Here is a 13126-nt window from a genome sequence, read left to right on the forward strand (position 1 = left end):
TTCGGCGGGTGTCCGGTTCGGCTCAGAGCGCGGCGAACGCGGCCGCGCGTTCGCGCAGAAGTGCCGCCGTCTCGGTCATCAGCTGCTCGGCGATCGCATCCACGTGCCGCGACTGCCAGGACTCCAGGACGGTGCCGCGCGCCCAGGAGTTGAAAGCGCCCATCGCGGGCCCGCAGTAGATCAGGTAGTCGACGGTCCTGCCGGGTTCGCCGCGGCGCGCCAGCTCGAAGCCGCGGTCGAGGTAGCTCCTGAAGGCGTCGGCCATCCGCCGCTTGGGGTCGCCGGACTGGGAGGCGGACGCGAGCGGGCCGCGCAGGAACTTCTCCTCGATCTGCCGGCGGGTCGGCGCGTCGAGGGCGTCGAGCGAGTCGTGGCGGCGCCACAGGTCGTGCAGCTTCGCGGCGCGCGCCGGCAGGAACACCCCGCGCTTGACGACCTGCGCGCGTACGCCGAGTTCGAACATCTCGGCGGCGGGCGCGAGGGCCACGTCGTGGACGTCCAGGGACTGGAGCAGGTCCTTGACCGCCGTACTGGTGTCCGCCTCGGGCGTGCACTGGTTGATGGACCCGGTGAGCACGAAGTCCGCGCCGAGGAGGAACGCGGCGGCGGCCGCCTCCGGGCTGCCGATGCCGCCGGCGGCGCCGACGTGCACCCGCGGCCCCGGTCCGGCCGCGGCGTCGCGCAGCCGGAGCACGGCGGGCAGCAGCGTGGTCAGGCTGCCGACGGCGTCGTACCAGCCCGAGCCGGTCTCCACGCACAGGTCGTCGGCCAGCGGCAGGTCCGCGTACCGCGCGGCGTCGTCCTCGCGGACCTGCCCCGCGTCGACCAGTTCGCGGACGAGCGCGGGCGGGGCGGGCGCGAGGAAGGCGGCGGCCATGTCGGTGCTCGACACCTTGGCGAGCAGCCGCCCGCCGCTGAGCCGGTACCTGACCAGGGCCGGGGTGATCCGCAGGAAACCGGAGGCCTCGACGGTGCGCACGCCTTTGCGCAGGAAGAGGTCGACCAGGGCCGACTCCCGGTCGGGGTCGGTGTGCTGGTGCAGCAGGTTGGCGCCGTAGGGCCCGTCGGCGCCGAGGCCTGCGCGCACCGCGTCCAGGCCCTTCCCGACCTCGTCGAGGGGGAGCCCGGCGGTGCCGAAGAAGCCCATGCCGCCCGCCTTCGCGAGCCGCACCAGGAGGTCGGCGCCGGACACGCCGCCGTACATGGCTCCCGCGAGGTAGGCGTAGCGCAGGCCGTAGCGCTCCCGGAACGCGGCGGCGCCGAGGGCCGCGGGGCCGCCGCCGTCCCGGACGCCTACGGGCTCGGCCCCCACGACCGGGGGCTCCACCATCCGGGGCTCGGCCCCCATGACCAGGGGCTCGGCCTCCGCCACCGCGGGCTCCACCTCCACCACCACGGGCTCGGCCCGCACGACCGGAGACTCGGCTTCCACCACCGCGGGCTCGGCCCGCACGACCGGGGACTCGGCCTCCGCCACGGCGGGCTCGGCCCCCGCAGTCGCAGGCCCCGCCTCCGCCACCGCGGAACCCGACTCCGCCACCGCGGACTCCGCCTCCACCACCAGGGGCTCCGCCTCCGCCCTGATCTTCGTGACGAGTTTGTCGAGGACCCGTCCCGGTCCCAGTTCCACGAACGTGAAGTCGCCCTTGCCCATGAGGTAGCGGATCGTGTCGGTCCAGAGCACGGGCGAGGCGATCTGGCGGGCGAGCTGCCGCGCCACCTCGCCGGGGCGGTAGGGCCGGGCGTCCACGTTGGCGATGACGGGCACGGCGGGATCGCGCAGGGTGAAGCCCGCGAGGAAGCGGCCGAACTCCTCGGCCGTCTCCCGCAGGTAGCGGGAGTGGAAGGGGGCGCTGACGTTGAGCTGGACGTAGTGCGCGCCGAGTCGCTCGAACACCGGCTTGGCCGCGGTGATCTGCTCGGTGGGCCCGGCCAGCACGAACTGGCCCGGGGCGTTGTGGTTGGCGATGTCCAGAGCGGTCAGGCCGTGCTCGGTCAGGGCCCGCTCGACGGTTTCGAGGTCGCACTTGAGGACGGCCGCCATCCGTCCGCCGTCGGCGCGGCTCATCAGTTCGCCGCGGCGGGCGACCAGGCGGAGCCCGGTCTCGAAGTCGAAGGCTCCGGCGGCGAACAGCGCCACGTACTCGCCGAGGCTGTGCCCGACGAAGTAATCGGGCGGCGCCGGGTTCCGGCGCTGCTCGCGCAGCCAGGCGAGGGCGCTGACGACGTAGAGGGCGGGCTGGGTGAACCGGGTGAGCTTCAGCTCGCGGCGGGGGTCCTCGAGGCACAGTTCGCGGATCGAGTAGCCGAGCACCGAGTCGGCGAGCGCGGTCTGCTCGGGGAACTCGTCGAAGAGGTCCTTGCCCATGCCCTTGGCCTGGCTGCCCTGGCCCGGGAATCCGTACACCTTCATGACGCCGTCCTTGGATACGGGGGGTGCGGGGAGTGCGGGGAGTGCGGACAGTGTCCGGCGCCGGGTGGCCGGCACGGCGGCGCGCACGGCGGCGAGGGAGCGGATGTCGTCGCCCAGCGGGCTCAGCAGCGGCAGCGACCGGGAGCGCGAGGACGCGGGCAGGCCGTTGCGGGTGAAGTTGTGCAGGGTGCCCGAGGGGCCGAGGTCCACGTACTGGAAGGGGCCGCGCCGTTCCAGCGCGGCCAGCGTTCCCGCGTACTCGATGGGCAGCCGGGTCGCCCGCCACAGGTGGTCCACCGTGACGCGGTCCACCTCGCCGCCGGTGGCGCAGGAGACGACGGGCAGCCGCGGTGCCTTCAGCTCGGCCCCCGCCATGACGGAGCGGAACAGCGGCTCGCCGGGGTCCATCCGGCGCGAGTGGAAGGCGTACGGGACGGGGACGCGGTGGCACACCACCTTGCGGGCCCGCAGCTCCTCCTCGGCGGCCACCAGGTCCTCGTGCGCGCCGGAGAGGACGAAGTGCCCCGGGTAGTTGCGGGCGGCGACCTCGGTGCGCTCCCGCAGCAGCGGCACGCGTGCGTGCAGTGCCACGTCGTCCAGTACGGCGAGCATGCCGCCGCCCGGCGCGGCGCGCAGCGCGGCGGCCTGGCGGACGAGCAGCCGCAGGCACTCCTCGGCGTCCAGGACGCCCGCGAGGACGGACGCGGTGAACTCGCCGAGGCTCGCGCCGAGCAGCAGGTCGGGCTCGATGCCGTCCGCGATGAGGGTCTCGGCGGCGGCGAGTTCGACCATGACGATCGCCGGGTGGGTGAAGGCGATGTCGTCGAACGGTTCGGTGCGGCCCCGGCCGGGCGCGTACAGGGCCGCGAGCACGGACTCGCCGAGCTCGTCCGCCGCCGCCGCGTCGAGGCGGTCCATGACGCGGCGGAACACCGGTTCCCGCTCGTACAGGGCCGCTCCCATCCCGCTGTACTGCGAGCCCTGTCCGGAGAACTGGAAGACGACGGGGCGGTTCAAGCGCGTTCACCGCCCTGCTGTTCGCGTATGTCCGCGACGCGGAACTCGCCCTCGTGGAAGACGCCGAGGCCGGGCGGTGCGGCGCGCTCCCGAAGGACGGCGTCGGCGAGTTCCCCCACGGTTCCCCCGAGTCCGTCGAGCATGGCTTCGAGCACGTTGTGCAGACCGAGCAGGAGCCGGGTGGCGGCGGCGTCGGTGACCTGGTCGCGGTGGTAGGACAGGTGCACGGTGACGACGTTGGTGGGGAAGACGTCGAGGCGCAGCGGGAAGCCCATCTTGGAGACGAAGAACGCGGTGCCCGAGCGCTCCATGGTGTCCACGCCGACGTTCTGGAACACGATGTAGCTCTCGCAGGGCAGCGTGCCGTGCGGCAGGTCGCTCCAGCCGAGGACGGTGTCCAGGGGCGTCGTCTCGTGGCCGCCCATCTCCACGAGGGCGCCGAGGACGTCCTTGAGGAAGGACCCCGCGTCGCACTCGCGGTCGAGGCGGGTGCGCAGCGGCAGGATGTTGAAGGCGGGGCCCACCATGGTGGAGAGCGCGTCGGGGTCGGCGACCGGTGAGGAGCGCCCCGCGAGGAGCACGCCGTGCGTGACGTCGTCGGAGGCGGTGTACGCGGCGTTGACCAGCGCCCAGGCGCCCTGGAACAGGGCGTTGAGCGGGAGGTGGGCGCGCTGGGAGAGGCGGCGCAGGCCGAGGGTGGTGTCCCGGTCGAGGGTGATGATCTGCCGGGCGCAGCCCTGCTCGGCGGGCTGTGCGGGCAGCAGGGCGCGGACGCCTTCGGACAGGGCGGTCGGCCGGGTCAGGCCGGCGAGGGCGCGCCGCCAGTACTCCTCGGCGGGCCGCGCGGGCAGATCTCGTACGCCTTGGACGAACTCCTTGAACGGCAGGCGTTCGGGGGCGGGCGCCGGGGTGCGGCCGGTGGTTGCCGCGTCGAGCAGTTCCTGGAGCCGGTCGGTGACGATCTCGAAGCTCCAGCCGTCCAGGCAGAAGTAGTTCAGGCTCACCACGACGAGCGCGGTCTCCGCGTCGAGCAGGGCGACCAGGTAGCGCAGCCCGGATGCGGTGCCGAGGTCGACGCCGCGGTCCCGGTCGGCGGCGAGGTAGGTCTCCAGGCGGGCGTCCTGCTCGGGTCCCGCGAGGCCGCGCCAGTCGGCGAAGGTCGTTTCCGGGGCGGCGTCCTCGTGCACCACCTGCACCGGCTCGGCGAGGCCGTCCCAGGCGAAGGTGGTGCGCAGCAGCGGGTGCTCGGAGATGAGCCGGCGGAAGCAGTCGACGAAGACGTCCTCGCTGAACGCGGAGACCTGGAGCAACTGCATGCGGTGTACCAGGAAGAGGCCGGGCTCGGGGCGCTCGCGCCACTCGCCGAGTGCCCACTGCTGGAAGGGCGAGAGCGGGTAGACGTCGACCACTCCGGGTGCTTCGGACAGCTCGCGCAGCGCCGCGTCGGCGTCCTGCCCGGGGGCGGTCCGCTGCTCGGGGGCGGTGGTGTCGGCGGTGGCCCGTTCGTCGAGGGCGGCGGCCAGGGCGGCGATCGTGCCGTGCCGGAAGACGAGCTGCGGGGCGAACTCCAGGCCGCGCTGCCTGGCCTTGGCGACGACGTGGATGGTGTGGATGGAGTCGCCGCCCAGCTCGAAGAAGTTGGTGTGCACGCCCACGTCGTCCACGCCGAGCACCTCCGCCCACAGTTCGGCGAGGACGTGTTCGGTGGGGGTGGTGGGCTCGGCGGCGGTGCCGTCGGTGTCGCCCTGTTCCGGCACCGGGGGCAGCGCGTCGCGGTCGAGTTTGCCGTTGACGCCGACCGGCAGGGTGCGCAGCGGCAGGAACGCGGCGGGCACCATGTAGTCCGGGACACTGTCCTTGAGGAAGCGGCGCAGGTCGCGGACCAGTTCGGCGCCCGCGCGGTCGAAGGCGGGGTCGTTCGTCAGGGGACCGGCCTGCCGGGGGTCGGGCAGGTCCAGGCGGTGGGTGCCGGTGCGGCTGAACAGGACCGCGTAGCTGCCGTCGGTGGCGTCGGGCATCCAGGAGACCGTGACGGCGAGGCCGGTGTCGGCGCCGAGGCGCCACCACTCCTCGGGGTCCACGTGGCCCGTGGTGTCGGTCGGGGTGTCGCGGACGAGTTCGCCGACGATCTCCTCGGCGTCCTTGTCGCGCAGCAGGGCTTGCCGGGTGTTGACGGCGGCGAGGCGGGCGTTGGGCACGCCGCGTACGACGAGCGCGTCGGGCCGCTCCTGTTCGAGGCGCCGGCGCACCTTGTCGAGGCCGACAGCGTCGGCCCAGTCGAGTGTGCGGATGTCCGTCTCGGGGGCGGGGTCCCGCGCCGTGACGCGCAGGACGGCGTCGTAGCGGTAGCGGGTCAGTTCGTTGTCGTGGCGGCCCCGGCGGAGCTGTAGGTCGATGCCGCCGATGGCGGGCCGCTCCTCGCGCAGGGCGGTGAAGAAGGCGGGGTGGACGAGGAGTTCCTGCTCCTGGCGGGTCCGGCGGGCGATGCGTCCGCGGAGGCGGCCGACGGGGAGCTTCGCCGTGGCGCGGCTCAGTTCGACGTCGGTGTGGAAGGTGTCGAGCAGGGCGAGGTTGCGCAGGTCGCCCACGAAGACGGCGCCGTCCCCGGTGAGGCTGTCCAGGGCCTGGCCGAGGACCTTGCGCAGGTAGGCGCCGTCGGGGAAGTACTGCGCGACGGAGTTGAGGATCACCACGTCGTACGGCTCCTCGTCGAGCCCCGCGCTCTCGTCGGCGGCGCGGTGCGAGAGGGTGACGCCCGCGAGGTCGGGGCGCTCGGCGAGCAGCCGGGTGCGCACGAAGTCCAGGGCGGCCGACGAGATGTCGGTGCCGTGGTAGCTCTCGCAGTGCGGGGCGATGCGCGAGAGCAGCAGGCCGGTGCCGCAGCCGATCTCCAGGACCCGTCGGGGTTCGAGGGCCAGGATGCGTTCGACGGTGCCGTCGACCCACTCCCGCATCTCCTCGGCGGGCAGCGGCTCACCGGTGTAGCTGCTGTTCCAGCTGACGATGTTGAAGTCCGCCTCGCGCGCTCCCGTGCCCCGCGCGTAGGCCTGGTCGAAGACCTCCGCCCACTCGGCGACGCGCTCGGCCATCGGGTCCTCGTCGTCGCCGGGGGCGGGCGCGGCGGGCGCGGTGTCGGGCACGACGTAGGCGACGAGCTGCTTGTGCCCCGCCTCGCGCGGGTCCTCGCGGGTGACGACGGCCGCGTCCAGGACGCCGGGGTGCCGGGTCAGGGCGGCCTCGACCTCGCCGGGTTCGATCCGGATGCCGCGCACCTTCACCTGGAAGTCGGCGCGTCCCCGGTACTCGATCGCCCCGTCGGGCAGCAGCCTGGCCAGGTCGCCGGTCTTGTACAGCCGCTCGCCGGGCGCGCCGAACGGGTCGGGGACGAAGCGCTCCTCGGTCAGCTCGGGCCGGTTGTGGTAGCCGCGGGCCACCTGGACGCCGCCGATGTGCACTTCGCCGACGACGCCGACCGGCACGGGGTTGAGCCGTTCGTCCAGGACGAGGACGCGGGTGTTGGCGATGGGGCGGCCGATGGGCACGACGCCGCGCTCGTCGCCGGGCACGCACTGCCAGGCGGTGACGTCGACGGCCGCCTCGGTGGGTCCGTAGAGGTTGTGCAGTTCGGTTCCCGGCAGCTTGGCGAAGAACCGCTCCTGGAGGGCGAACGGCAGCGCCTCGCCGCTGCACACCACGCGCCGCAGGTCCGCGCAGCGTCCGGCGAGGCCCTCGGCGCCCTCCTCCTGGCCGAGGAAGACCTGGAGCATCGAGGGCACGAAGTGGGCGGTGGTGATCCGCTCGGTGCCGATGACCTCGGCGAGCCTGGCGGGGTCCTTGTGCTCGTCGGGGCCGGCGACGACGAGGGTGGCGCCGGCCAGCAGCGGCCAGAAGAACTCCCACACCGAGACGTCGAAGCTGAACGGTGTCTTCTGCAGCACCCGGTCGGTGGCGTCCAGGCGGTAGCGGTCCTGCATCCACAGCAGCCGGTTGACGATGCCGCGGTGGGTGTTGAGGACGCCCTTGGGCTCGCCGGTGGACCCCGAGGTGTAGATCATGTAGGCGAGCGTGTCGGGGCCCGCCCCGTGCGCGACCGGTCCTTCCGGCTCCTCGGCGATCTGGGCCCAGTCGGCGTCGAGGGCGAACACCTCCGCCTTGGTGGGCGGCAGTCCGGCCCGCAGGTGCTCCTGGGTGAGCACGAGCATCGGGGCGGCGTCGTCGAGCATGAAGGCGCGGCGCCGGGCGGGGTGGTCGGGGTCGACCGGGACGTACGCGGCGCCCGACTTGAGCACGCCGAGCAGCGCGACGACCAGCTCGATCGAGCGTTCGGCGCAGACGGCGACGGTGCGCTCGGGGCCCGCGCCGCGGCCGCGCAGCCAGTGGGCGAGGCGGTTGGCGCGGCGGTCCAGTTCCGCGTAGCTCACCTCTTGGCCGCCGAAGACGACCGCGGGGGCGTCGGGGGTGCGGGCGGCCTGGTCGGCGATCAGGTCGTGCAGGCAGCGCTCCGCGCCCTCGAAGACCTGCGCGGTGTCGTTCCACTCCTCGACGATCCTGCGGCGGTCGGCGTCGGGCAGCACGGGCAGCCGGGAGACGGCGACGTCGGGCCGGGCCGCCGCGGCCTCCACCACGACACGGAAGGCGTCCATGAGGCGGCGCACGGTGGCGGGTTCGAAGACGTCGCGGTTGTACTCCACCTCCACCAGGAGCTCGTCGGCGCAGTCGACGACGCTGATCCACAGGTCGAACTTGGAGGTGGCGATCCGTACGCCCTCGATGGCCTCGATGACCAGTTCGTCGCCCGGCTTCAGTTCCCTGGCGGGCAGGAAGTTGAAGCAGACCTGGAACAGCGGGTTCTGCGACAGGTACCGCTCGGGCCGCAGGGCGTCGACCAGGACCTCGAAGGGCACTTCCTGGTGCTGCTGGGCGCCGTTGACGACTTCCTGGACCCGCCGCAGCACCTCGCGGAAGTCGGGGTCCCCCGCCATGTCCGTGCGGTAGACGAGGGTGTTCACGAACATGCCGATCAGCGGCTCGATGTCGACGTGGGTGCGGTTGGTCACCGGGGAGCCGACGGGGATGCCGCTCTGGCCCGTGTAGCGGTGCAGCAGGACGTTCAGCGCGCCGAGCAGCACGACGAACAGGCTGACGCCCTCGCGCCGGCACAGGGCCTGCAGCTCGTCGCGCAGGGCGGCCGGGTAGACGTCCCTGAGGTCACCGCCCTCGAAGGTCTGGACGGGCGGCCGGGGCCGGTCCAGGGGCAGCTCCAGGTTCTCCGTGCCCTCGCCCAGTTGGCGCCGCCAGTACGCGAGCTGGTTCTCCAGGCGGTCGCCGGAGAGGTACTCGCGCTGCCAGACGGCGAAGTCCGCGTACTGCACGGCCAGTTCGGGCAGCGGGGAGGGCCGGCCCGCGGCGAACGCCTCGTACAGCGTGAAGAGTTCCTGCCAGAACAGGCCGAGCGACCAGCCGTCGACGACCACGTGGTGGGCGTTGAGCAGGACCACGTGCAGGTCGGGGGCGAGCCGGTAGAGGGTGACGCGCAGGAGCGGGCCCGTGGCGAGGTCGAAGGGTCGGCGGCCCGCCTCGAAGACCAGCGCGTCGAGCCGCGCCGGATCGTCGGTGAGGTCGACGAGCTCGACGGGGACCTTGACGTCGTCCACGATCTCCTGCCACGGCTCGCCGTTCTCGCTGGGCAGGCGGGTGCGCAGCGACTCGTGCCGGCGCACCACCTCCTCGGCGGCCCGCTCCAGGACCTCGCGGCGCAGCGGCCCGCGGACGCGGAAGCTCATCGGGACGTTGTACGCGGGGCTGTCGGGCACCATCTGGTCCAGGAACCACAGGCGGCGCTGGGCGTAGGAGAGCGGCGGGCGGTCGTCGGCGGGGCGGCGCGGGATGCGGGTGGTCCCGGACGTGCGGGCCGCGCCGCTGAGCTTCTCCAGCAGGGCCCGCTTCTGCGGGGACAGCCGCGCCTTGCGCGAGGTGGCGAGATCTTCGCGGGACATTGCGGGGGAACTCCTTGGTGGTCTCGGCGGTGTCCTGGCTCTCGCCGTTTCACGCGAGCGGCGGGCATACGGTCCGGTTCACGCGAGCAGGGTGGTCACACTCTCCTCGGGCAGCTCGTCGATGCGCTCGATCAGCTCGGCCTCCAGCATCTGGACCATGTCGGCCAGGGTGCGGGCCTGGAACAGCTCGCCGAGGTCGAGTTCGATGGGGAAGCCGCTCTTGAGCCGGGAGATGATCTGGGTCGCCAGGATCGAGTCCCCGCCCACTTCCTGGAAGTCGTCCTCGGGGCGGACCGAGGTGACACCGAGCACGTCGCGCCACGCGTCGGCCACCAACTCCTGGAGCGGGCCGCCGGACGGCTCACCCGCCGCCGCTCCCGCCGCGACGGCCGCACCGGCTTCGGCGGCCTCGGCGGGCGGTTGCGCCACGGGGCGCGCGGCGCTCGGGGCCGGGGCGTCGGGCAGCGCCCGCACGGGCTCCCCCGCCTCACGCGCGCCTGCCAGTTCCGCGAGGACGACGGCCTGGTACGCCTGGTCCTCGCGCACAGGGGCCGGCGTGAGGGCACGGACCGCGCGGAAGCCGCCGCGCTCCAGGGCCTGGCGCCACAGGGAGACGCTGAGCAGCGGGGAGCCCGGGATGCGGCAGTCGTCCTCATACGCCCACCAGCCGCCCATCAGCCCGAAGGTGAGGGTGAAGAAGTCCTGCGCCCGCGTGGTCTCCAGGAGGATCAGCACGCCGCCGGGGCGCAGGAGCTGCCGGGCGTGGGCCAGGGTGTCGTCGACGCTGCGGGTGGCGTGCAGCACGTTGCAGGCGAGGACGAGGTCCTGGCCGCCCGCTTCGAAGCCCTGCCCGACGGGCGCCGACTCGATGTCCAGCGGCGCGAAGGTGACGTAGGGGTGGTCCTTGCCGTACTGGTTGCGCCCGTACTGGGTGAAGCCGCGCGAGATGTCGGTGTAGACGTAGCTGAGCCGCCCGTCCGAGGCGTCGAGCGCGGGCAGCACCTTGGCGGTGGTGCCGCCGGTGCCTGCGCCGATCTCCAGGACGGAGAGGGTGGCCCCGGGGTCGCGTTCGCGCCGCGCCCGGACGTAGCGGGCGACGAGCCCGGCCACCAGGCCGTTGGTGTCCCCGTCGCTGTGGTAGACGGCTTCCACGGCGTCGAAGGAGCCGCCGGGGAAGAGCACCTCGTGCGCCTTCTTGCGGCCGGTGAGGACGTCGGGCATCTCTTCGAGGCAGAGCGTCAGGAGGTGGAAGTAGCCGTCCATCTCGGCGTACTCGGCGGTCACCTCGCGCTTGAGGCGGGCCAGTTCGCTCTCGTCCCAGGTCAGCCGGCCGGGCTCGGCGACGAGGTCGGTGGTGAGCAGGTCCTCCCCCTCGGCGCGCAGGTAGCCGCCTTCGGTGAGGACGCCGAGCAGTCCGTGGAAGAGCGCCGCGTGCTCGTCCACGACGCCGAGCCGGCTCACCAGTTCCGCCTCGGTGTACCGCTCGCCCGCCGCCGCGAAGACGTCCATGCGGCGCAGCGAGGCGAAGAGCATCCTGCGGCAGACGCCGGTCAGTTCGCGCACCATCACGTCGGAGCGCAGCGCGGCTTCCAGGTCCCCGGCGGCCGGGTCGGACCGCAGGTGCTCGGCTGCGGCGGCGTCGAGGTCGGCGAGGACGGAGGGCACGGCGTTCGCCGCACAGGCCGTACGGGCGCCGCCGCGGTCCGCCGGGCCCGGGGCGGTGCCATCGGCCCAGGCGTGCGGGAAGACCTCGCGCGCGAAGGGGTGTCCCGGCAGGGCGACGCGGCGCGGTGCGGTGCCGGTGTGCAGGCGGGGCCAGTCCACCGGGGCTCCGGTGACCCAGGCCGCCGCGTACTCGTCGACGTCGCGGCCGGCGGGACGGGTCGCGGGGCGGCGTTCGGCGGCCCGGCCGCTGTAGGTGCCGGGCACCGCGGCGGCGCCGTCGGCGAACGCGTCGAGGCGGCCGAGCAGTTCGTCCGTCGACGTGGCGGTGACGGCCAGGCGCTCGGCGAAGGCCTCGCGTCCCACCTGCAGGGTGTACGCCACGTCCCCGAGCGCGAGCCGGCCCGGCTCGGCCGCGCGCAGGTGGGCGGCCAGCGCGGCGGCCTTCTCGCGGAGCTGGTCCCCGCTCTTGGCGGAGAGCGGTACGACCATCCGGCGCTCGGGCGTGGGCAGGGCCGCGGGGCGGGCGTCCAGGTGCTCCTCGATGACGACGTGCGCGTTGGTGCCGCTGTAGCCGAAGGAGCTGACGCCGGCGACGCGGGGCTGATCGGCCTCGCGGTCCCAGTCGGTGAGTTCGCGGCTGACGTAGACGGGGCTCTCGTCGAAGTCGGCGTGCTTGTTCTCGGTACGGAAGTTCGCCGCGGGGGGCAGTTTGCCGTGCCGCATGCACAGCAGCACCTTGATGGCGCCGAGGACACCGGCGGCGCCCATGGTGTGCCCGATGTTGGCCTTCACCGAGCCGACGGCGCAGAACTGCCTGCGGTCGGTGAACTCCGCGAACGCCTCGGTGAGGCCGTGCACCTCGATCGGGTCGCCGAGGCTGGTGCCGGTGCCGTGCGCCTCCACGTAGCGCAGGCGGGCCATGTCGACGCCGCTGCGGCGGTAGACGTCGCGCAGCAGCGCGCTCTGGGCGGCGGAGCTGGGCGAGGTGATGCCGGAGGTGCGGCCGTCCTGGTTGGTGGCGCTGCCCCGGATGACGCCGAGGATCCGGTCGTTGTCGCGCACCGCGTCGGACAGGCGCTTGAGCACGAGGGTGCCGACGCCCTCACCGACGAGCATGCCGTCCGCCTCGGCGTCGAAGGGGCGGCAGGCCCGGCCCGGCGAGACGGTGCCGAGGGCCTCCATGGTGACGAAGGTCCCGGGGTGGTTGGCCACGTACACCCCCGCGGCGAGCGCGAGGTCCGACTCGCCGTCGAGGAGCAGCCTGCGGGCGATGTCGACGGCGACGAGCGAGGACGAGCAGGCGGTGTCGACCGTCATCGCGGGGCCGCTGAGGTCGAGCTGGTAGGCGAGGCGGGCCGCCATGATGCTGGTGTCGGCGCCCATCAGGGCGTGCGCGGAGTACTCCGCCTGGGGCGCGAGACCGGTGCTGCCGACGATGGTGGCGACCGCGCGGCCGCGCAGCGCGGAGGCGTCCTGGGCGGCGTCCTCCAGTGCGTGGTAGCAGGATTCCAGCAGCACGCGCTGGGCGGCGTCCATCGCGGCGGCCTCGCGCGGGGCGATGCGGAAGAACGCCGGGTCGAAGCGGTCGCTGTCGGCCATCCGTCCGTAGCGCGGCGCGGCGACGTCCGGGAAGTGTTCCTCGAGCAGGGCGAGCGCCACCGGGTCGTCGACCTCGGTGGTGCGGTCCTCGCCCGAGGCGATCACCTGCCAGAGCTCGTCGGGGTTGTTCGCGCCCGCGGTGCGGCAGTGCATGCCGATCACCGCGACGGCCTCCGGCGGGGTGGAGCGGTCGAGCCGGTCCGACACGCGTACGGCGAGCCCGTCGAGGTCACCGGCTTCGCTGACCGCGCTGGTCGGGAGCGTGGTGCCGAACCGGGAGTTGATCTCCTCGGTGAGCGCCACGGCCGCGGCGAGGTCGAGGCCCAGCTGATCGAAGGGCGTGCCGGAGACCCGCTCGGGGGTGACATCGAGGACACGGGCCGCGAGTTCCGACAGCGCCTGCTTGACGTGGGGCGACATTGACTTCGTATCTCCT

General features: G+C 73.5%; 3 protein-coding genes. All 3 read right to left on the bottom strand.

Annotated elements, in window-relative coordinates:
• Positions 1–22: 22 nt before the first annotated feature.
• The 3 genes from fabD to ACZ5GP_RS00360 all read right to left on the bottom strand — a co-directional run bounded on the left by fabD (position 23) and on the right by ACZ5GP_RS00360 (position 13110).
• A complete protein-coding gene (fabD, locus tag ACZ5GP_RS00350; RefSeq protein ID WP_468748609.1) occupies positions 23–3430 on the bottom strand; it encodes an ACP S-malonyltransferase in 3408 nt (1135 codons plus the stop codon).
• Positions 3427–9426 (bottom strand): non-ribosomal peptide synthetase, encoded by a 6000-nt coding sequence (locus ACZ5GP_RS00355; protein ID WP_468748610.1) that lies wholly within the window; start codon positions 9424–9426, stop codon positions 3427–3429. Before ACZ5GP_RS00355 ends, fabD begins: the two co-directional genes overlap by 4 nt.
• 78 nt (positions 9427–9504) lie before the next feature.
• Positions 9505–13110 (bottom strand): beta-ketoacyl synthase N-terminal-like domain-containing protein, encoded by a 3606-nt coding sequence (locus tag ACZ5GP_RS00360; protein ID WP_468748611.1) that lies wholly within the window; start codon positions 13108–13110, stop codon positions 9505–9507.
• Positions 13111–13126: the final 16 nt, after the last annotated feature.

This window comes from Streptomyces sp. NPDC031466, from assembly GCF_055581265.1.

Bases quoted from the DNA above. Each gene is read 5' to 3' on its own strand.
- ACZ5GP_RS00355 (WP_468748610.1), bottom strand. From the start codon at position 9,426: ATGTCCCGCGAAGATCTCGCCACCTCGCGCAAGGCGCGGCTGTCCCCG.
- ACZ5GP_RS00360 (WP_468748611.1), bottom strand. From the start codon at position 13,110: ATGTCGCCCCACGTCAAGCAGGCGCTGTCGGAACTCGCGGCCCGTGTC.